Source organism: Pedobacter gandavensis (genome assembly GCF_032678745.1).
In the GTDB taxonomy this organism is placed as follows: Bacteria; Bacteroidota; Bacteroidia; order Sphingobacteriales; family Sphingobacteriaceae; genus Pedobacter; species Pedobacter gandavensis_C.
Window position 1 is genome coordinate 199,612 of sequence record NZ_JAVTST010000005.1, and the last position, 22,825, is coordinate 222,436.

Here is a 22,825-nt window from a genome sequence, read left to right on the forward strand (position 1 = left end):
ACTGTAATTTTACCGCATAATTAGAACAAGGTGTCGAATCAGAAAAATTTAAATGCGCTCAGTGCCGGAGGGTTACTCATTAGTTTAGGGATTGTTTATGGAGATATTGGAACCTCACCACTCTATACCCTGAAAGCGATTTTCACGGCAGTGAAAGGGGCGGGACAAGCGGTCACTCCAGAATTGGTACTTGGTGCAATCTCTTGTATCATATGGACACTAACCTTACAAACGACAATTAAGTACGTCGTCATTACACTTAAAGCCGATAACAAAGGGGAGGGTGGGATTTTCTCGCTATACTCCTTGGTGCGGAAGAATGCCAAATGGCTCGTCATACCTGCCGTAATTGGTGGTTGTGCGATGCTCGCCGATGGAATCATTACTCCCAGTATCACGGTAACTACTGCTATTGAGGGATTACAACTGAAATTCCCAGATGTGCCTGTTATTCCAATCGTTATTGCCATTATTACCGGACTCTTTATCATTCAGCAATTTGGAACCAACCTCGTTGGGAAACTGTTTGGTCCAGTCATGTTTTTATGGTTCAGTGCATTAGGAGTATTGGGGTTACTATTTGTAGTTCAGGATTTCAGTATTCTCAAGGCTTTAAATCCTTATTATGCGGTAGTATTATTGATTGATAATCCCGCGGCATTACTCATTCTAGGTGGTGTATTTCTATGTACTACTGGAGCAGAAGCTTTGTATTCTGATATGGGACATTGCGGAAAAAACAACATCAGGGTAAGCTGGGTGTTTGTAAAAGTGATGTTGATCTTAAATTACCTTGGACAAGGGGTTTGGGTACTACACCGTCCTCATTACGAGGTGGAATTGAATCCTTTCTTTGAAATTGTTCCTCCCGCGTACCTATTGTTTATGGTAGCCCTGGCTACTTTAGCTGCGGTAATTGCCAGTCAGGCGATGATTACAGGTTCCTTTACACTGATCTCAGAAGCTGTAAGATTAAACCTATGGCCGAAAGTAAGAATCAATTACCCAAGTAATCAAAAAGGACAAATCTATGTGCCTTCTATCAACTGGCTGTTGTGGCTGGGTTGTGTGGCCATCGTACTAATCTTTAAGAAATCCGGTGCAATGGAGGGGGCCTATGGTCTTGCCATTAACTTAACGTTCTTATCGACCACTATTCTTGTTGCTGCCTATATGAAACGTAAAAAAGTTCCAGTCTACGTGATTGTGATCTTCTTGGTGATTTATGGCGTATTGGAATCTACCTTCCTGGTGGGTAACCTAGCGAAATTCTTCCATGGTGGATGGATGACCGTATTGATCGGTTCAGCCCTGTTTACGGTGATGTGGAGCTGGTATGTAGCTAGAAAAATCAAAAATAGATTTGTTAAATATGTAGAGATTGAGGATTATTTTCAGATTATTTCCGAGCTGAGTGTAGATGAGTCCGTTCCTAAATATTCTTCACAACTGGTTTATTTAACCAGTGCCAATTTTAAAACGGAAATTGAGTCTAAAATCATTTACTCGATCATTCAGAAAGAACCTAAACGTGCCGATATTTATTGGTTGGTACACGTTGATGTAGTGGACGAGCCGTATACAAGAGAATATAAAGTAGAATTCCTGATTCCAGGAAAGCTGATTCGTATCGACTTTAAACTAGGTTTCAGGGTAGAGCAAAGTGTGAACCTATTGTATAGAAAAGTAATTGAAGATCTGGTTAAAAACGGTGAAGTAGACATTACCAGCCAATACACCTCTTTAAATAAGCATAAAATTGCAGGTGATTTTAGATTCGTACTTTTAGAAAAACACTTGTCTAAATTCTCTAAACTGAGCTTCTATGAGCGCAGTGTAATGGATTATTATTTCATTCTGAAACGCTTCAGTCTTTCTGAAGAACGAAGTTTCGGACTGGATTCCAGTTATGTGGATGTGGAGAAAGTTCCTTTGATCTTTGTCACACCAGACGATATAGAGCTAACGAGGTTACCGGTTTAGACCGATAATTCCATAGCTGAAGGCTGCTCATATTATTTATGAGCAGCCTTTTTTAATTTAAAAGCAGTTACGGATTCCTCTATTGAAACCGCTATGTGCTTTAGGTCAACCTGCTGTTGTGATAAAACAAAGTGAAATCGTAACTGTCATTAACAGAATTGGGCATCCTTAATTTAAAATGCTTGCGTTTTATTTATTTTTTTATTGGATAACGTAGTTTAATATCGTGCTTAATTCGCAAATTATATAGGGTATTAATGCTCCGATTTCCTATTTTAGACGGACAATACTGAGCCTAAAACCAACCGTTTAAATGCCAATACAGCGCAGCGAAAGCTGGAATGAACATGAATTATTGATTCGATTGAAGGCTGGTGAAGAACCGGCCTTCGGGGAGCTGTATGCGCATTATAGTGAAATGATTTATGCCAGATTACTAAGGTTACTCAAAGATACTGATATGGCCGACGAGGTCATTCAGGAGCTTTTTTTAAGAATCTGGGAAAAACGCGGACTGATTAATCCCTCAAATTCCTTTAAATCCTATTTATATACCATCGCAGAAAATCTGGTGTTCGATCATTTTAGGAAAGTGGCCCGCGACCGGAAATTGCAGGAGTCATTTCGCTTAATGACCACAGAGATCTATAGCCATACTGAGGAAGATCTTTTAAATAAAGAAAGTAAGGTCATCATAGAAAAAGCAATAGCTACCCTGCCTCCTCAACGTAAAGCAGCCTTCATATTGTGTAAAATTGAAGGGAAGAGTTATGAGGAAGCGGCTATAATTATGGGCATCTCCGCCTCAACAGTTAGCAATCATTTGGTAAAGGCAAATATCGCCATCCGTACTTATCTTGGTAACTCAGAAGAGTTACTTCCAGCCTTGTTTGCAATTGCCTTAATTGGAGCGATTTAATTTTTTTTCATTTTAGAGTAGTGTGTTTTTTCCTGACAAGCGTATTAGGTTGAAAAGGAAACCACTTGAAAAAAGATATAGCCCATACTGAATTGTTTAAAAAGTACCTGGATAATGCCTGCACAACTGAAGAAATTGAGTTGTTAATTGCTCATTTTGGTACACTTACCGAAAAAGACCTGAGAAAATCAATAAGTGATGCTTTGCGTGTGGAGGATGATCCTGTTGCTTTACGCCCGGATATAAAACAACATCTTGCCCTGATCTATCATAACATGCGACCTCAATTGAAGAAAGAGGTCGCGCATCAGATCAAAATACTTCCTTTTCATCAGCGTAAGGTGTTTTTATACTTTTCTGCAGCCTGTATCTCGTTAATTCTCATCGGAATAATTGCGATATTTCAGCAGGATTATTTGAAGAAAAATTTAAATAATCTCGTTTCTTCCCCATCTGTTAAAGATATTCCGGCAGGTGGCAATAAAGCAGTTTTAACGCTTGCCGATGGAAAGGTCATTACGTTGAATGGAGCAGCAGATGGTGCATTGGTAAAAGTTGCAGGAATGGTGATTCGTAAAACAGGCGACGGACAGTTGGTTTACGAAATTTCTGGACATCAAAACGCTACCTATAACACGATCACTACACCAAAAGGCGGAACCTATCAGGTTAAATTATCCGATGGTACGCATGTTTGGTTGAATGCAGCCTCCAGCATCAGGTTTCCAACGAGTTTTGCATCCCTTAAGGAAAGAACGATCGAATTAGTTGGTGAAGCTTATTTTGAAGTTAGTAAAGACGTAAAACACCCCTTTAAGGTCCATACTGCTCATCAGGAGGTAGAAGTATTAGGCACCCATTTCAACATCAGTAGTTATGTGGATGATGAGCAGGTAAAAACCACCTTGCTGGAAGGGGCTGTGAAGGTAAGTAATCTGCAGCAAGAGGGTGTTCATGTGATCCTGAAACCTGGACAGCAGTCTGTGATGGCTCAGGGACAAATTAAAATCACTAAAGCAGATATAGAGGAGGTACTGGCATGGAAAAATGGGCTCTTTGTATTCAATGATGAACCTTTGGAACACATCATGAAAAGAGTAGCAAGATGGTATGATGTGGAGGTGGTATACGAACCAGGTCTGGATAAAAATAAATTGTTCGGCGGAAGTGTTTCCCGTTTCGATAATGTATCAAAAGTATTAAGACAGCTTGAACTTACAGGCGGTGTCCATTTTAAAATTGAAGAAGGGAGGATCATTGCAATGAAATAACGCTACACTCATTTGAATGCAAATCAAGCAAACAACCCAACCAACTATTGCTGATAAAAACAACAGCGCAGGCCTTTTGAAAACCTAAGCAAAAGACCAGTACTGAAAAAACCGGAGGTGCTTGGAACCACCCCCGGTCAACTGTTTTGATTTGTCAATTCTTAAAAAGAATCAACCATAATAAGTTTTACAATTACGGGAGCCTGTTAATTTTCGAGGTTTCGAGGCTTCCGCAACTAACCAAAACAACCAAATTTATGAATTTTAATCAACTAATCAGGCATCGTTTGCCTTTAGTTATACCTAACCAATTACTCCGTATTATGAAATTGATCATTGTGATAATGACTGTTTTTTTATTACAAGTGAGTGCCAAAACCAATGCCCAAAACATTACGCTCAAGAGGGATCAGGCAAGTTTAAAAAGCATCCTTCAAGAGATCAGAAAACAAACCGGTTACACCGTGCTGTACGAAACCAAACAGCTGGATAAGACCACACCGGTAAGTGTTAATTTCAAGGAGACTCCGCTAAAAGAGGCCTTGACGAAAATTCTGGATGATCAGGGCCTGGCATTCTCTATCGAAGACAAAGCGATTTCGATTAAACCAAAGGAAAAGAGCTTGTTAGATAATTTGTACAACTACATCGTAGCTGATGACATCAAAGGCCGTGTGCTCGACGAAACCGGAGAGCCTCTGCCTAGTGCCAGTGTGGTGGTAAAGGGAACAAAAACGATAACGCGAACGGATAAAAATGGGGCATTTGTGATTGCTGCTGATAAAGGAGCTGTACTAGTGATCTCTTTTATAGGATATGATCCTTATGAGTATACGGTTAAAGACAAGAGCGAGCCGGTAGTAATCCGCATGAAAGTGAGTACAATGGCTTTAAAAGATGTAGTGGTGACGGGTATTTTTGAGCGTTCTGCTAAAACCTATACCGGATCGGCAAATACAATTACCGCAAACGATATCCGTAAAGTTGGAAACCAGAATGTATTGGGTGTCCTGGGCGTATTGGATCCTTCAGTTCAGATTCCACAGGATATCTTAAATGGTTCTGACCCAAATAAAATGGCTCAGATCAGACTGAGGGGAACTTCCAGTTTACCTACCAATACCATTATAAATCCAATGAGTAAAAGTAACCTTAGAAATGAGAAGGATTACTACAGTGCTTATGGCAAAAGTGTAGATGAGATCAAAAATACCTATACGGTAAATCCGAACCTTCCGCTATTTGTCCTGGATGGTTTTGAGGTTTCCATCAGCCAGATCAACGACCTTGACATCACGTTAATTCAGAGCATCACTATCTTAAAGGATGCTTCGGCAACGGCGATTTATGGTTCAAGAGGAGCAAGCGGAGTGATTGTTGTGGAAAGGGTAAAACCACCGACAGGCCAGTTAAGGTTCAATTACAAATTGGATTTAACGGTTGAACTTCCTGATTTACATGACTATAAGTTGTTGAACTCCAGGCAGAAACTGGAAGCGGAAAACCTGGCAGGAGTATACAATACAGGATTTACAGATATGGATCAAAATCTTAAATCGCTTTATAATGAGCGATATAAGGAGGTATTGCGTGGTCGTGATACGTATTGGCCGTCATTACCTCTTGAAAACACCCTAAGTCAAAGACATGGTTTAACAATGGATGGTGGTTCCGACCGCATGACCTATGGTCTGGATTTTACCTATAATGACCGGAATGGGGTAATGAAAGGTTCAGATCGTACCTCTTATAATGGAGGAATTTATCTTAATTTTCGCGGAGATAAGTTTTTGTTGAGCAACAGATTGAGTCTGCAATATACCAACGCCACCAACTCTCCATGGGGCTCCTTCTCTCAATATGTAAAAATGAATCCTTATTTCAGCCCTTATGATCAAAATGGAAATGTTTTACTTTACCTGCAAAGAAAGCCTGTTAGTTTTCAGGGGGAGGTATATGGAGATATTTATAATCCTGTGTACAATACCACTCTTAATGGTAAAGATTTTAGAAAGACGGGAAGTCTGATCAATAACACGGCAATTACCTACAACTTCAATAGAGACCTGAGCATAAGGGGACGGCTTTCATTAACCTCTCAAAATAACAATAGTGAGGTATTTTTACCAGCAGACCATACCATTTTCAGGGCATTGAATACCAGTGTTTTTGAACGTGGTTCCTATACCTCTGGTTATGGTAAACTGTTCTCATATGATGCCAATATCGATCTTAACTACAACCGTAAACTGGGTAAAAGTCAGATCTATTCAACGTTCAGTGCCAGAGCAAATCAAAACAGTAATGAAAATGTAATCGTCCAGGTAAATGGACTACCAAGTGCGTTGACGGATTACGTTTTTTATGGGCGTAAATATGTGAATGATCGGCCATCGGGTTCAGAATCGACGGTGAAATCACTGGGCTTCCTGGGCAATGTTAACTATAGCTATGATAACCGTTACTTCGCAGATTTTTCTTACCGCCTGGATGGTTCATCCGGACTGGGCTCAGATAGGTTATTCGCTCCTTTCTGGTCAGTAGGAGCAGGATGGAATATTCACAATGAAGCTTTTGCAAAGCAACTATTGGAAAATGGTACAATTTCTCAGATTAAGTTAAGGGGGTCAACCGGTTTAACTGGTGCCCAGCAGTTTGATCCCTATATGGCCTACCGTACTTATAATTATTTCCTCAATGAATCTTATGGTAGCACTATTGGTGCAAGTTTACTTAGTATTGGAAATGAAAGCCTGACCTGGCAAAGTACCATGAAGTACAATGTAGGTGCCGACATTACGTTGTTTAAAAACCGCCTGATGGTCAACGCGGATTATTACTACGATTATACGGATAAGTTTATCGCTGACTTTAACCTGCCGCTTTCTACAGGTTTCGAAACCTATAAAGGAAATTTAGGCTCGCTAGGAAGTCATGGTTGGGAATTGAGATCCAGTTTCCAGGCAATTACTGCTGCTAATTTCAATGATTTTAGCTTGATGCTGATGGGGAATATTGGGAGCAATAATACCAAGGTTAAAAAGATCAGTAATGAACTGAAAGCCCAGAATGAGAAACTGTTCAACTCTGTAGATAATACCAGTCCTTTTCAAAGGTATGAAGAAGGTAAATCCCTGGATGCAATCTGGGTGGTGCCTTCATTGGGTATAGATCCAGCTACTGGTCATGAAATGTTCCTTAAAAAGGATGGTACCTCCACTTTCACCTGGGATGCTAAGGACATGGTTTCATTTGGGGTTTCTAATCCTAAATACCGTGGAAGTCTTGGCGCTTCAATGGCGTATAAAGGACTACAATTGACTACGTATTTCTCCTATAGATTTGGTGGACAGTATTTTAACCAGACTTTGCTGAATAGAATAGAAAATGTAAATCTGGTAGACAATGCGGATGTCCGTGTATTGACTGAACGCTGGAAACAAGCTGGAGACATTGCTTATTTCAAATCTATTGCCATTGCAGGAGCTAAAACGAAAGCCTCATCCAGGTTTGTGCAAGACGACAATACATTGGAAATGACTTCCCTTTCCTTATTGTACCGCATCGATCCCTCAAAATTGAAATCCTTAAAACTGAGAAACTTGAATTTCGGGGTCTATGCGAATAATTTATTCCGGTTAAGTTCCATTCAAATGGAACGTGGATTAGATTATCCGTTCACCAGAAGTTTCTCTGTTTCTATTCAAACTGGTTTTTAACATCATCAATTTAAATCATGAACAAAAAATATATAGCATTATTACTGCTGGTCATTGCCAGCTGCTACTCCTGCAAAAAATACCTGGATGTAAAGCCTAAGTCTCAGATCAAGGAAGAATACCTTTTTGAAAAAGAAAGAGGATTTATTGATGCACTATCCGGAATTTATACACTTATGGCTAGAAAACCGCTTTATGGCGATAACCTGAGCATGTCATTTTTGGATGCCCTGGCGCAACGATACAGAGGCGAAAAGAAAACCAATCCTTATTATAATACGATCAATTACAACTATAATACAGATGATGCTCAAGATGGCAAATTGCTCCCGGTAAAAACCACGATCAGAAGCATTTGGCTTTCAGCTTATAGCGGGATTGCCAACGCAAATAATATTTTAAGTAATATGGAGGAAAAAAGGGCTGTATTCACCGGAGATAATTACAATCTGATTAGAGGGGAAGCCTTAGGTTTAAGGGCATTTCTGCATTTCGATCTGCTGCGGATGTTTGGTCCAATGATGGCTGATCAGGCAACAGCGAAATCAATTCCTTACCGAACCCTGGTGAGTAGAGAGGCGCAGCCTTTGTTACCTGCCAATGAAGTGATCAAATTAATTATCAATGATCTTCTGGAAGCAGAAAAATTGCTGTCAAAAGATCCAATAGTTAGCGGAGCAGCAAATGATTACATCGATTTTAGTAAAGACCTCAGAAAGTTCAGAATGAATTACCTGGCGGTACAAGCTACTTTAGCAAGAGTTTACCAGTACAATAACCAACCTGATGAAGCTTATGCTTATGCTAAAAAAGTAATTGCCTCTGGGAAATTTAGCTTTGTCACCAGTCAGGATATCAGTACAGAAGGGGTATGCCGCGATCGTACTTTTAGAAACGAACAATTGTTCGCTTTGCAGATTAACAATATGAAAGCCTATACCGATAGCTATTTCAACAGAAATCCAACCAACTTCGAAGGATATTTTCTGAACAATGACAATGCAGTTATTGAAGCGCTTTTTGAAAAATCAAGTACAGATTACAGACGCCAATATCTGTGGTCAACTTTTGAAGGGAAATTGGTAAGTACTAAGTATTTGCAATTGGAAGATAATGCTGTTGGTTGTGTATGGCCGAAAAATGTAGTGCCGGTAATTAAAATTAGTGAGATTTATTATATCGCCGCCGAATGTGCTCCGGATTTGAATGAAGCCACTGAACTCCTTAATGAAGTATTGAGTCATCGTGGTCTCGACCCACTGCTAGGTATTAGTAGCAAAGCAGCTTTAAAAGAAGCTTTAACCAAAGAATATCAAAAGGAGTTTTGGGCCGAAGGACAGTTGTTTTATTATTATAAACGCAACAAGTTTAGCCAGATTCCAGGTAGTAATGTGCCTGCCGACAGTAAGGTATATGTATTGCCAGTACCCGAAGATGAGTTGATTTTTAATAATTAATTAAATCAAAATGAAGAAGTTATTGACCATATTAATGGTATTTGGAATATTTGCAGCCTGTAAGAAGGAAAGCCTGCAGGCCTATACAGAAAAACCAAGAATCTATTTTAGATTGGAAAAAAAAGTTTTTTACCTCCCTTTTCCAACTGCAACTGCAGGAAACCTGAGGATTGATTATCTGCCACAAAATAGTATTAAAAAAACGGATACCCTGGCTTTAATAGTTCAGGCGAGTGGTCCTGCATCTGATAACCCAAGGGCTTTTGTACTGGAAAGAAGTGCCAAACCTGGAAATGCAGTAGAAGGTGTAGACTTTGATTTGCTGGATAAAGATTTCGTTATTCCTGCCGGAGCTTTTAATAAAGCTATCCGTGTAGTAGTCAGACGTACATCTGGTATGACGAAAAATGAACTGTCTTTTGCCTATAATCTGAAAATGAATGAACATTTCGAATTAGGCCCCTTGGCGGATACAACTAATTATTTTTCTAATGAAGGGGTAACGAATATGGTGGCCATTAATTTTGTGGCCAGAGATATTGCTATAAAACCAGCCAATTGGGATACTTTCCTGCTCAACTATTTTGGGGCGTATAGTGAAGTGAAATACAGGTTTATAATTGATGTATTGGCTAAAATCAGTTTCCCTAGTGATACTCAAGCTGCGGTAATGACAGGTAACAGAACGAGACTGAGAACGGCACTAACGAAATTTAATACGGGTCGTCCTGAAAAATTGAAAGATGAGAATGGAATTGAAATTTCTTTTTAAACAGAACTTAGATGAACAAAATATATAAAACCACCTATGGTATTGCCATTCTATTGTTGATGGTGCTTACTTCCTGCATGAAGCAAAATCTGGGCGAATACACACCTGAGAAGGTCAATGATCTTACGATAAATGGGAGCTTGAAGGATGCTTATGTAGTAAATGTTGATGACGTATTAAAACTAGATGCCAGCGCAGAACAAAGTCTGGGAAACGGAGAGCTGAGTTATAAGTGGTACTATTACTCCAACGCTACATCTACTGCAACTACTATCGATGCGGGTAATACTGCTCAACTTGTACTTAAAATTAATATGGCTACAGGTTCCTATGTGTTGGTTGCTGAATCCACAGATCAAAAGACCGGCATAAAGGCCTATAAAAAAATCGCGCTGACTGTAAAGCGAATGAACTCAGAAGGCTGGTTACTCCTGACCTGGAAAAATAACATCACCAATCTTTCTATTGTAAGTTCTGAAAATGATGTGCTGAGAAATTTCCTGATTCCTTCATCAACGTACCCAATTTTGTCCAAACCTGAAAAGTTGTACTGTCTCAATTATCCTGGCCCAAAGATACAGCCTATTGCCATTAAAACCGGACAATCTAAACTGTTCTGGCTCAACCGGAATACGTTTGAAGTAAATAGCGATGAAAATGATGCTTTTGCTTCCGGCCAAAGCCCGGTGATGTCCCATTTTGACGCAGATTTGTATTTCTTTTCCTATTATTTGTGGGATACTGACGGACTGGTATACAGAACTAATGGTGGACCGGATGCAAATTATCCCTCTCTATTTGATCAACCGATGGGAGGTAATTATAAAGCCTCAAAATTCACCTTGTCAGTGAGAACAGGATCTCCGATAACGACTGTTTTTTATGACGAGCTATCCAAAGGTTTTATGTATCAGGCTTATGGAGGAAATCAACTATTGCCTTTCCAGAAGAAACCTGTTGATGCCCCTTTTAATATGAGCAGCTTCACTGATGAGATTAAATTCACTGATGCCGGTGCAAGTGATAAAACTTATGTGGTGGGCAGAAACAGTCGTGGTGAACATAATTTGTATACCATGGACCTGAATAAAGCATTGGATATTTATCCGGCGATGGCTGTGGATAAACTGGATATTCCAACTAATGTGACACCTTCTTTTTATGCGGTTTCAGGGAAGTTACCATTACTTTATTACATCATTGACAACAGCATTTATTTGTATAAAATGGGGGAGAAGAAATCTTTGCCTGCTTTGTATACTTTTCCTGCTGATGAAAAAATTGTGGCTTTTAAGATGTTCAGAGAAACGCTGCTCATGAATGAAGCTAAAAATCCATTCGTGAATAACCGCTTGGTGGTTGCGGTAAACAAGGGGGAAGAGGGGGTTTTATATACCTTCGATTTGTCTGCTACCGGCGCGCTAAAGACGGGTAGGTATGCAACAAGAAATGATGGCTTTGACACAATTATAGACATTGCTTATAAAGAGTTCCGTTAAGCACAGCACATGAAAATCATTAAGAAAATTAGTATCGCCATGCTTTTTATAAGCATGGCCTTACCTGCGCTTGCACAGGAGCGTAAACAAGGTGTTTCGAAAATACGCATTACTGCAGCTTCCAAATTTAACAATACCAAACTTACCATTTACCAGGAATGGCCAGTAAGAAAACTCATAGATACCTTGCACTTAAAGGAAGGTGATCAGGAATTGCACATCATCGATAGTTTACCTGCGGTGTATTCACTGAATATCAGAAAGCCTTATGCCAGTACCAATATTCTATTAGATGGAGGAACGACTTCAGTTGCTTTTAATGATGGGGAGACAAAGGTCAGCGGTGGTAAGCTGGAAATGAAGCTTCAACAACATCGGGCTACATTGGCGCCTTTGGAAAAAGAGTGGCAGGGTTTAGGTAATCAGTACATCAAGGAAACCGACATGGAGAAAAAAATCATCCTGGAAAAAAAGACCTATATAGTAGCAAATTCAGTATCAAAAGAAAGACTGAGGTTTGTTCAGGAAAACAGTACAAACACTGCAGGAGCCTGGATGGCCCAAAGTTACGCCTATGCCTGGACGGCTGAAGCACTGAAGATTTTAAGCCCTTTATTTCAAAAGCAGCAATGGGCGAAGGCTACCTATCAGCAGCTCAGTGCAAAATTAGAAGCCTTCAATGCTGTTCAGATGACCGGCAAAAAGGCGCCGGAATTTACCCTTACTTCAATGCAGGGGATTTCGGTATCATTGGATAGTATTCTAAAGAAAAATGAATATGTGCTGATTGATGTCTGGGCGTCCTGGTGTACCCCTTGCAGGGTAACCAACAGAAAATTGGCCCCAGAGTACGCCGAATTGAAAAAGAAAGGAATTGAATTTGTCTCAATTTCTGTTGATGAGGACCCTGCGGCCTGGAAAAAAGCGGTGCTGGCTGATAAAATTCCATGGATGCAACTGCTCAGCGATAAAGCCATGAAGGGCAATTTTGCAGCAGCATACCAGGTACAAACCCTACCTAGTACCTTTTTAGTAAATAAACAGGGAGTGATTATTAAACAACATGTAGAAATCGCTGATCTCAAAAAATTATGAAAAATATATTATTAGGCTTTTGCCTTTTGTTGGCGCTCAATGCAAGTGCACAAATCAAAAAAGTAACCATTCAAGGTGAAGTAAAAGGATTAGGAAATAATGACCTGGTGTTGCTGAATGTAGACCAAACTGAAATTTGTAGGACTCAGACTAAAGATGGTAAATTTAAACTTATCGCCAATATGGAGATCGGAGACATGCGTTATTACTACCTGCATGCACCTTCAGTTGGACCATTAGGGAGGTCGATGAGCATACCCACAATTTCTTTTTTTGTAAATTCTCCAAAGGTTGAGATTCAGGCGGAACTTAAAGACAAAGCGATGTCGATTTCTGCGGTGAAAGGTTCGCCGTTTGCCAGAGAGTATGATAAATTATATAAAGGTTTAGCTGCGAATAAGGCGATTGAAGCAGCAAGTAAGCCTTATAATGAAGCCTTCAGGTTATACAATACGGTAGCGAAAACTCCTGAAAATCAAGCTAAATTAAAAGATGCAGGCAAGGTGCTTGATTTGCTGTTTCAACAAAAACAGGAAGAAATCATGGCACTGGTCCCTAAATATCCTAAAAGTATGCCTTTGGCCGTGATGGCGAGTCTTTATACCATGAATACTGACGATGTCCAAAAAATGGAGGAATTTTTAAATCAATTCGATCCTTCCATTCGTCATTGCTATTATCTGAAGCAAATAGAGAGGAAGATCAATCGCATAAAGTCCGTGTCCATTGGTCAGCAGGCTCCGGATTTTGAGTTAAAGGATCTGGAAGGGAAATCCGTTAGCCTAAAAGCTTTAAGAGGAAAATATCTTTTGCTGGATTTCTGGGCAAGCTGGTGCGGCCCTTGCCGTAAGGAAAACCCAACTGTAGTAAAAGCTTATGATGCGTTTAAGGCAAAAGGTTTTACGGTTCTTGGGGTATCACTGGATTCTAGCGAACCAGCCTGGAGAAAAGCTGTTAAGGAGGATGGTATGCCCTGGGTACAGCTGTTAAATGACAAGAAAATTGGTGTGGAGCAGTTGTATGAAGTGAAAGGGATTCCTGCCAATTTCCTGATTGACCCTCAAGGAAAAATAATTGCAACCAATCTAAGAGGTGCTGCTTTGGAAGAAGCACTGGAGAAATTCATAAAATAGATTCTTTTAAAATACTTAATACATAACCGATGACTAAATTAAAAGTATTGGTGTCACTATTATTGTGGCAAGGGGCGGTATATGCACAAAAACCAAACATAATCTTATTGAAAAATGCGACCATTATTGATGGTGATGCGAATGTGAAACCGCGAATTGGCGCTGTGCTAATTGAAAATGGCCTGGTTAAATCAGTGTCCTTTGCACCTTTGAAAGGGGTCAATAGTAAAACCACGGTAATCGATTGTAGCGGTAAATTTATAACTCCAGGATTGATGGATGCTCATGTGCATTTAGGTACTGGAGACCTGAAAAATCTTAACTCTGCACATTCCAGGGCGGACAGTATCATGGCGAATTTATTACGACATGGCATTACTACAGTACGGGATATGGCAGGTAATGCGCCTTTTTTAGCGGAATGTAAAAAGAAGGTTGAGAAAGGTAAGCAGGCTGGACCTGATCTATACTATGCTGCACAGTTTGCTGGTCCGGGTTATTTCAAAATGCTGGGTAATGGACGTGATGGAGGAGTAGATTTGGGTAATACAGCATGGTACCGGGCAATCAGTAGTAAGGCAGACGTGAAGCCTGCCATTCTTGAGGCAAAGAAAGCCGGAGTAACAGGAATAAAAATTTACGCCGACTTGAGTAAAGAGCTGATTTCCGAAATTACCAATGAGGCACACCAGCAAGGCTTATTGGCCTGGGCTCATGGTGCTATTTTTCCTTCCAAGCCTATGGATGTGGCAAAGTCCAATGTAAATAGCATGTCGCATGCTAATGACCTTGTTTTTCAGCAAATCAAAGGGGATACAATCGAGATAGGTGCGGCCTGGGCGCAGTTGTATAAAGGCTTGAAATTAGATGATCAGGCTAGAGATCAAATGCTATTGGAAATGAAGAAGCGGGGCACATTTTTAGATCCGACCGTTTTTCATGCTGAAAATAATAGAATGGTAAATGCAGCTTTGATTACCCGCCGTGCAAATGAATTAGGTGTAAAGATTGTCACTGGAACCGATTGGATTTATCCTACTAAGAATGAAAGTGTTCCCTTGCTTGATGAAATGAAGTTGCTGATTGATAAATGTGGTCTTTCTCCATTACAGGTAATTCAGTCTGCAACAATAAACGGGGCCTTGGTTACAGGTTTAAAAGATCGAGGTCTGGTTCGTGCAGGAAAAAGAGCGGATTTATTAATATTAAATTCAGATCCATTGAAATCTTTGGATGCTTTTGATCAACCAGATATGGTTATAAAAGAAGGCAAAATAGTGGTTTTTTGAGGAGTACTATAAATGATGTTAAAAAAAAAGGCTCCGGGGAGGAGCCTTTAGTGTTGGTCGTCCGACCGAACAACTATAGGGATAATTATAGGAGGGCAATATAACCGGTACAAATACCATAACTAAGATAGGGAATTATTTTTGATAAATAGGGGCTTATTAGGTAAAAATGAATATTATGCTGAAAATAATGTTTTTTATAAATTCATTTTATGAAATTAATATTTATTATTAGAAAATTTGATTTCTTTTTTCTTTCTTATAGAAAAGACTAAAATGAGTGACAAGGTGGCATCAATATCTTTTTTTATGCTTAAAGTCTAGCCTTGGATTTCCTCTTTTTCTGCCCGTATTTAAGGTGTTGAAATCAGGTAAAAATGGCCTTTCTGTTTTGCTCTTGTTTTGCTCTTCTTTTGCTTTTGTTTTGCTCCAGTATTGCGTAAGCAAAACAAGAATAAAAGGAGGACAAAAGAAGAGCAGGGAAATTTAAGGACTCCAAATAGAGTCTGTTTTAAGTTAATTAATAGTTAATGTTCAGCCGGACTGATAAAAAAAACAGCAAAAAAAAATAGGGTGCCTTTTTAGGCACCCTATCCTATAAATTGATCAGGGGATTAGGCAATCGCTTTGCTTTCTTTACCCAGTTTACTATGTCTGTAACCATATAGGAAGTAGACTACGAGTCCGATAGCCAGCCAGATGCCGAAACCGATCCAGTTGGAAATCCCAAGTTCACACATCATATATAAACAACTCATCAATCCTAAAACAGGAATTAATGATAGATTCTTAGTGATACAGAAATAGGTGATCACCAAACAAATGATGAAGAAGATCCACATCGGAATTTTATGTTTAAAGAGCGCCCATCCTTCTTCATATTTCTTCTCTACACTTACGGCAGACTGATCTACGAATTGTTGATATTGCAGTTCAGATAACTCGCTCAGGTATCCTGCAGCATCCAGGTTTTCTCCTGGAGCAACTTTTACCGGGCCATTTTTTATCTGTTCTTTTACTGACTCTAGTTCGGTACCATTCAGAGAAGTGATAAAATGAACAGGTTCATTGATTCTTGGTGTATTGAAAATGAAGGCGTTTGTTTGCTCCTTAAAAGCGGTAAACCCATAAATTAATGCAGCAATCAAGACAATAGGGATAATGAACTTAGAGTTTACATAAGGAGTTTTAAATTTACCTCGTTGAATGTTTGGCTTGTTTTGAAGCACCAGTACACCAGCACACACCAATACGAATGCAAATAGCGTTCCTATAGAACAAAGATCTGTTACGATTGTCAGGTTCATAAATAAGGAAGGAATTGCCACAACAAAACCAACTACAATCGTTGCAAAAGAAGGTGTTTTATAGACGGGGTGAATTTTCGAGAAGGATTTTGGTAATAAACCATCTCGACTCATGCTCATCCAGATTCTAGGTTGTCCCATTTGGAAAACCAATAATACACTGGCCATGGCAAATACTGCACTTACTGCAATAATTCCACTCATAAGCTTAAGGTTGATATGGTCAAATACAAAGGCAAGGGGATCACCAACAGCTAGAAGACTGTAATTAACAATTCCAGTCAGTACCAGGGCTATGGCAACATATAAAACCGTACAAATGATGATCGCCCACATCATTCCTCTTGGAAGATCCCGTTGTGGGTTTTTACATTCTTCTGCAGTGGTAGAGATAGCATCAAAGCCGATATACGCAAAAAACACTGCCGATACGCCTTTTAGTACACCTGATACACCATTAGGAGCAAATGGATCCCAATTCGCAGTATCCACGTAGAAAATACCTACAGATAATACCAATAAAATCACGGCAAGTTTGACAATTACCATGGCATTACTTGCGTTCCTGGATTCTTTCATTCCTCTGTAAATCAGCCAGGTAATCAGGATGATAATTCCCAAAGCAGGAATGTCAGCTACGATGTGGAAATTGCCAATTTTTGGAGCAGTAATCCAGGCATTATTGGCCAGTTTAGTGGCTTCATCCAGGTTAGCGAAATCTTTCCCTGCATTAACCAGGGCTTCTGCGTGTTTATGACCGTTATAGGCAGAAAGGTAGTCCATGGTGGCCCACTCGGGCACATGAATTCCTTTGATGCCGAGGGCAGGAATATTTATGGAGGAGAGTAGGCCCGTAAAATAATCGGACCAGGAAATCGCTACGGTTATATTCCCAATAGAATATTCCATGATCAGCGACCAGCCAATGATCCAGGCTACCAGCTCGCCAAAGGCAACATAAGAGTACGTATATGCACTTCCTGAAACCGGTACCATAGAAGCGAATTCCGCATAGGCGAATGCCGCAAAACTACAGGCAATTGCAGTAAAGATGAATAGAAATATTACCGCCGGACCGCCATCGGCGCTTGCTTTTCCAATGGTACTGAAGATACCGGCGCCAATAATGGCCGCTATTCCAAAGGCAGTAAGGTCTCTTACTCCCAACGTCTTTTGTAAGGAGTCGCCATGCTCTCCATGGCCCTTTGCTGCATCTTCTAATATCTTGGATATAGACTTCTTTCTGAAGAGTTTTTCAAACATTGAATGGTGGTTAGTTTAGTTTGTAATATCCAAACTTATAAATTACTTGTAAACAATTAACCTAATTTCTGTAATTCGTCTTTTACAAAGGAAGCAAGTTCCTGAATATAGCTCAGACTGAAGTCGAATTTAATGCCCGCTGTTTCATAAATTTCATTGATCGGTTTGGTGTAACCCAGCGCTAATGCAGCCAGATATTGTTCCAATGCTTTTTGCGGATTTTCTTTGTAATTTTTCCAGATCGCAATGGCGCCCAATTGTGCAATCGCATATTCTATGTAATAAAAAGGAACCTCAAATAAGTGTAATTGCTTCTGCCATAGATTGCCAAATTCAGCCTCCTGGCCCTCCCAATCTGCAAAACCTGCACCAAAACGCGCATAGATTTGTTTGAAAGTCTCTTCTCTGTCGGCGGCATTATGACCAGGATTGGTATAAATCCAATGTTGGAACTGATCGATAACCGCTACCCATGGAAGGGTTTTCAATACATCTGCAAGTTGTTCTTTTTTTGCACGTAATAAATCTTCCTCATTGTCGAAATAAACATTCCAGTAATCCATAGAGATCAGCTCCATACTCATTGAAGCCAGTTCTGCTACTTCCGAAGGACAATGTTTAAAATCATTAAGCTCGAGTTTGGCTGTCATAAAAGTATGAATCGCATGTCCGCCTTCATGTACCATGGTAGTCAGGTCTCTCAAAGAACCCGCTGAATTCATGAAAATGAAAGGTGCGCCGGTTTCTGCTAAAGGATAATTGTAACCGCCTGGTGCTTTACCTTTTCTGCTTTCTACATCGAAAAGATTATTTGCCTTCATAGTGGCCAGCATTTGTCCCAGCTTTGGATCAATCGCATTGAAACATTCTATGCTTTTATCGATTAGTTCAGTGCCATTTTTGAAAGGCTTTAAAGCTGCTTTTCCTGTGGTACTCACTTCCATATCCCATGGTTTCAAGGTGGTTAAGCCTAAAGCATCTGCACGTTTCTGCGCCTGTTCTTTTAATATTGGTACCACTTGTTTCTCAATGGCCTCATGGAAATGATAACAATCCTGTGAAGTATAGTCAAATCTGCCCAGTGCCTGGAACATATAATCTCTATAGTTTTCGAAACCTGCGTTTAAAGCTACCTGATGACGCATCACCAACAGTTCATCGAAAAGGATGTTCAAATCGTCTTTGTCTACCAAACGGCGTTGCTGAATGGTTTCCCATGCTTGCTGTCTGACAGCTCTATCAGTATCTTTAATGAAGTTCGAAGCTTGTTCAAGGGTATATTCCTGGCCATTAATTTCTACACTCATGGCACCGGTAATTCCCTGATAACGCTGTTGAGCTACCTGTAATTTAGTCAGTAGTTCCACATTCTCTTCCCTATAGATTTCAATTGCTTTTCTGATCGCTCTGATGTATACGAAATATTTTTCCTGATCCAGCTCATCGATAAAAGGACTGTCATTAAATTTTTGGTTGAGTAGATTGGCAATAGGTGAGATCTTTGGCTCGATCTCCGTTGCGAAGTATTGAAAATCTGCCACTAGTTTTTCATTTGCTGTATCACAGCTCATGCGAATGTAGCGCCAGGCAAAATCTTCTTCCAATGCTGCTTCCAGTTCACTTTTGTCTTTCAGCCATTTTTCAAGTTCCTGAACATTCGCAATAGGACGTTCCAGCAGTTCGTCCAGAATAGGGGATAAGTTGTCCCATTTCATTTCCAATTGCTGCGGGATATAAGCTCTTTGCTTTACCGGTATATTAAGATTGATCATAACTTTTTTTAAATAACTAAGGCAAATATAATGAACAGGGGGCAGAGGCTTATAATTCTGTTAAAGTAAAATTGGGCTTAAACTAAAAAGCCTTTTTCAAGTTCAACTTGAAAAAGGCTTTTCCTGCAATATCGTTTGGAATTAGTAGAACAATGTTCTCATTAAGGCATCTGCAAGGAAGCAAGCTGCAAAAATTACAGAAGCAAAACCATTGGTGGTCATAAATGCTTTGTCTACTTTGCTAATGTCATTTGGTTTGACCAATAAATGTTGATAAATCAACATCGAGCAGAAAAAGGCAACACCCAGGTAATAAAACCAGCTAAAGTTATCAGGAGCCAATGCAATAGGTGCAATGACACATAGCGCAGAGGCTACATGGAGTCCTTCTGAAAGTTTCAAGGCATTTTTGATGCCCAATGCTGCAGGGATGGAATGCAATTTTTCGTCACGGTCAAAACCTTCATCCTGAAGGGCATAAATGATGTCGAATCCACTTACCCAAAAAAGTACTGCAAAAGAATACAATACTGGAATCAAGGCGAATTCTCCCGTTACAGCGATATAAGCACCAATTGGAGCCAGTGATAGCCCTAAACCAAGCACCATATGACACAGGGCTGTAAACCTTTTGGTATAACTATAAAACAACACTACAAACAACGCTACCGGTGATAAGTATAAACACAGTGGGTTGATAAATGCGGTAGTCACTACAAATAAAATACAGTTGATGATCACGAAGATCAATGCTTCATTGGCGGATACTCTTCCTGCCGGAATATCACGCATTTGTGTACGTGGATTCTTGGCATCGATGTTTCTATCCAGGTACCTGTTAAAGGCCATTGCTGCATTACGGGCAAAGACCATACACAACAATACCATTACCAATAACATCCAATTAAAAGGACTGGAGGTGGTGGTTACACCCAGGAAAAATCCAATCATTGCAAAAGGAAGTGCAAAAACGGAATGGGCAAACAAAACCAGTGAAAAATATTTCTTCATATCACCAATACCTGTTTAGTCTTCTCTCGGCGTTAAAATCGGCATGGCAAAATCAAGATTCGTCTGATCAATAAAGTCCAGAATTTGATCTCTACCTTGATGTTTCTCCGCAGAAGTCACGAAACACGGTGGGATCTCTTCAAACCAACCGCCTAATGCTTTCTTAAAGGCTGCAATGTTCTTGTCGGTTTTTACTGCCGATTGTTTATCCGCCTTAGTGAATGCCAATACAAATGGAATTTGGATTTCTCCCATCCAGCAGCAGAACTCAAGGTCAATCTTTTGAGGCTCCAATCGGCTATCGATCAGGACGAAAACGCATTGTAAGCTTTCTCTTTTGGTGATGTAGTTGCGGATAAATTTCTCCCAGTTTTCTCTGCTGTTCTTAGAAACTTTGGCATAACCATATCCTGGTAAATCTACAATATACCATTTCTCATTGATAAGAAAATGGTTAATTAACTGGGTTTTACCCGGCCTTTGGGACGTTTTTGCTAAACCATGCTGATTCACCAGCATATTGATCAATGAAGACTTCCCTACGTTGGAACGTCCGATAAATGCATATTCGGGCATATTGGCAACAGGCAAAGCTGAAACCTTTGTATTACTACAAATAAATGTTGCTGATTTTATAATCATTTGACAAAGGTAGAAAATTAGTTTTCAACAATACTTATCTTTGCGCCTTACCATGAACGAAAAGATCACACCATACCAGTCTGCAACCGCTACTAAAAAGGAACAAGTAGCCTCTATGTTTGATAACATATCTGAAACTTATGATTTTTTAAATCACTTTATGTCGCTCGGAATTGACATCCTATGGCGAAAAAAGGCGATTGGAGAGCTGAAAGCGCTACAGCCACGCCTAATCCTTGACGTCGCAACAGGTACCGGAGATTTCGCTTTTGAAGCGATAAAAATTCTTAATCCGGAAAAGGTAATTGGTGTAGATATTTCTGATGGAATGTTAGAAGTAGCACGTAAAAAGATAAAAGAGCGTAATTTGGGCGGTGTTTTCTCTGTTCAAATGGGCGATTCTGAAGGTTTACATTTCGAAGACAATCATTTTGATGCAGTCACGGTAGCCTTCGGCGTAAGAAATTACGAAAATCTGGAAAAAGGATTGGCAGATATGTATCGCGTGTTAAAACCGGGGGGTAAAATCGTGATCCTTGAGTTCTCGAAACCAAGGAAATTCCCAATTAAACAAGGCTATAATTTTTATTTTAACCATATCACTCCATTGTTTGGAAAGATTTTTTCAAAAGACAATAAAGCCTATACTTATTTGCCTGAATCTGTAGCTGCATTCCCGGATGGGGAAGCTTTCAATCAAATGATGACTAAAGTTGGTTTTAAAGAGGCAAAAGATAACCGATTGACATTTGGTGTCTGTGCCATCTATACCGGTGTGAAATAATGTTATAACCGAACTTAGGTTCTTTTGCATAAAATCACGATCTTCCAATTAAAGAATTCAGATGAAAATAAAATCCTTCCTTTTTTCTCTTTTGATGCTTGTGGTGGGAACTGCAAATGCGCAGAATTGGGGCGGAGGGATAGACGATTCTAATCTCCATTTTGGTTTTACTTTTCAATATATCTCCTCGGAGTATAAGGTGTTAAAGAAGTTAAATTGGAAGGAAAGTCCAAGTGATTTTTCAGACTTACCATCAGAGATCCCTAGAGGACTGAGTTCGATCGCTGCGAAACCCTCTCCAGGATTTGGAATCGGTTTTGTAGTCAATCAAAAATTATTGGAAAATGTAGACCTGAGGTTAACACCTGTATTGGTGTTTAACGATCGGGTATTGACTTACAGGTTTGAAAATCTCCCGATTACATCTGGGCAGCCTTTTTCAGAAGTAGAAAAGAAAGTACAGTCAACTCTCGTTGAGTTTCCTCTGGGGTTGAAAATTAAGTCTAACAGAAGAAATAATTTTAGGGCCTACATGATTGGCGGCATTAAATACTCTACGGACATTTCCTCCAAGAAGAACAGGGACAATTCAAATGTTCCGAATCCAATGGAAATGATCCTGGTTAATAAAAGAAGCTTCCTTTCTTATGAAGCCGGACTAGGAATGGATTTGTATTTTGAATACTTCAAAATGTCACCGGAATTGAAATTATCTTATTCTTTTGATAGTGTCATGAAGAGGGAGAAATTGCATGTGTTTTCCAATCCAATCGACAAGTTGATGCTGCGTCATGTGACCTTCAGTTTGTTTTTTGAGTGATTTGTCAGATTTTTTTTAGTTTTGTTCAGGCTATGATCATTCGCCTAGCGGCGCAATACCCATACTCAAGTAATACCGAGACTAAAAAG

General features: G+C 39.7%; 16 protein-coding genes. 12 read left to right on the plus strand and 4 right to left on the minus strand.

Annotated elements, in window-relative coordinates; genetic code table 11:
* Positions 1-30: 30 nt before the first annotated feature.
* From R2S10_RS17135 to R2S10_RS17180, 10 genes are all read left to right on the plus strand, one after another.
* A complete protein-coding gene (locus R2S10_RS17135) occupies positions 31-1,983 on the plus strand; it encodes a KUP/HAK/KT family potassium transporter (RefSeq protein ID WP_316841629.1) in 1,953 nt (650 codons plus the stop codon).
* 313 nt (positions 1,984-2,296) lie between these two features.
* A complete protein-coding gene (locus tag R2S10_RS17140; RefSeq protein ID WP_316841630.1) occupies positions 2,297-2,902 on the plus strand; it encodes an RNA polymerase sigma-70 factor in 606 nt (201 codons plus the stop codon).
* A gap of 65 nt (positions 2,903-2,967) precedes the next feature.
* On the plus strand, positions 2,968-4,173 hold the full coding sequence (locus tag R2S10_RS17145; protein WP_316841631.1) for a FecR family protein: 1,206 nt from the start codon (positions 2,968-2,970) through the stop codon (positions 4,171-4,173).
* Positions 4,174-4,517: 344 nt separating this feature from the next.
* Positions 4,518-7,892 carry a SusC/RagA family TonB-linked outer membrane protein gene (locus tag R2S10_RS17150; protein ID WP_316841632.1) on the plus strand — a complete coding sequence of 1,125 codons (3,375 nt, stop codon included), beginning with the start codon at positions 4,518-4,520 and terminating at the stop codon, positions 7,890-7,892.
* A gap of 17 nt (positions 7,893-7,909) precedes the next feature.
* On the plus strand, positions 7,910-9,349 hold the full coding sequence (locus R2S10_RS17155) for a RagB/SusD family nutrient uptake outer membrane protein (RefSeq protein WP_316841633.1): 1,440 nt from the start codon (positions 7,910-7,912) through the stop codon (positions 9,347-9,349).
* Positions 9,350-9,359: 10 nt separating this feature from the next.
* Complete coding sequence (locus tag R2S10_RS17160) at positions 9,360-10,121, plus strand: DUF4843 domain-containing protein (protein WP_316841634.1); 762 nt, start codon at positions 9,360-9,362, stop codon at positions 10,119-10,121.
* Between the two features lie 11 nt (positions 10,122-10,132).
* A complete protein-coding gene (locus tag R2S10_RS17165; RefSeq protein ID WP_316841635.1) occupies positions 10,133-11,620 on the plus strand; it encodes a PKD-like family lipoprotein in 1,488 nt (495 codons plus the stop codon).
* Positions 11,621-11,629: 9 nt separating this feature from the next.
* Complete coding sequence (locus R2S10_RS17170; protein WP_316841636.1) at positions 11,630-12,715, plus strand: TlpA disulfide reductase family protein; 1,086 nt, start codon at positions 11,630-11,632, stop codon at positions 12,713-12,715.
* Positions 12,712-13,848: a TlpA disulfide reductase family protein gene (locus R2S10_RS17175; RefSeq protein ID WP_316841637.1), complete on the plus strand. Its 1,137-nt coding sequence runs from the start codon at positions 12,712-12,714 to the stop codon at positions 13,846-13,848. Before R2S10_RS17170 ends, R2S10_RS17175 begins: the two co-directional genes overlap by 4 nt.
* A 29-nt stretch (positions 13,849-13,877) precedes the next feature.
* Positions 13,878-15,137 (plus strand): amidohydrolase family protein, encoded by a 1,260-nt coding sequence (locus R2S10_RS17180; RefSeq protein WP_316841638.1) that lies wholly within the window; start codon positions 13,878-13,880, stop codon positions 15,135-15,137.
* A 614-nt stretch (positions 15,138-15,751) separates the two neighbouring features.
* Here R2S10_RS17180 and R2S10_RS17185 read toward each other — a convergent pair.
* From R2S10_RS17185 to yihA, 4 genes are all read right to left on the minus strand, one after another.
* The gene (locus R2S10_RS17185; protein WP_316841639.1) at positions 15,752-17,707 is read right to left on the minus strand and encodes an amino acid permease; all 1,956 of its coding nucleotides are present in this window, start codon (positions 17,705-17,707) and stop codon (positions 15,752-15,754) included.
* Between the two features lie 56 nt (positions 17,708-17,763).
* On the minus strand, positions 17,764-19,479 hold the full coding sequence (locus R2S10_RS17190; RefSeq protein ID WP_316841640.1) for a M3 family oligoendopeptidase: 1,716 nt from the start codon (positions 19,477-19,479) through the stop codon (positions 17,764-17,766).
* Positions 19,480-19,620: 141 nt separating this feature from the next.
* Entirely contained in the window at positions 19,621-20,490 is an 870-nt protein-coding gene (locus tag R2S10_RS17195) for a UbiA-like polyprenyltransferase (RefSeq protein WP_316841641.1), read from the minus strand.
* Between the two features lie 15 nt (positions 20,491-20,505).
* Positions 20,506-21,132, minus strand: coding sequence for a ribosome biogenesis GTP-binding protein YihA/YsxC (gene yihA, locus R2S10_RS17200; RefSeq protein ID WP_316841642.1), 627 nt, complete (start codon positions 21,130-21,132; stop codon positions 20,506-20,508).
* 52 nt (positions 21,133-21,184) lie between these two features.
* On the opposite strand from yihA, the gene ubiE reads away from it, so the two are divergent.
* Together ubiE and R2S10_RS17210 are read left to right on the plus strand one after the other, a co-directional pair.
* Positions 21,185-21,916 carry a bifunctional demethylmenaquinone methyltransferase/2-methoxy-6-polyprenyl-1,4-benzoquinol methylase UbiE gene (gene ubiE / locus R2S10_RS17205; RefSeq protein ID WP_316841643.1) on the plus strand — a complete coding sequence of 244 codons (732 nt, stop codon included), beginning with the start codon at positions 21,185-21,187 and terminating at the stop codon, positions 21,914-21,916.
* A 61-nt stretch (positions 21,917-21,977) separates the two neighbouring features.
* A complete protein-coding gene (locus R2S10_RS17210; protein ID WP_316841644.1) occupies positions 21,978-22,736 on the plus strand; it encodes an outer membrane beta-barrel protein in 759 nt (252 codons plus the stop codon).
* Positions 22,737-22,825: the final 89 nt, after the last annotated feature.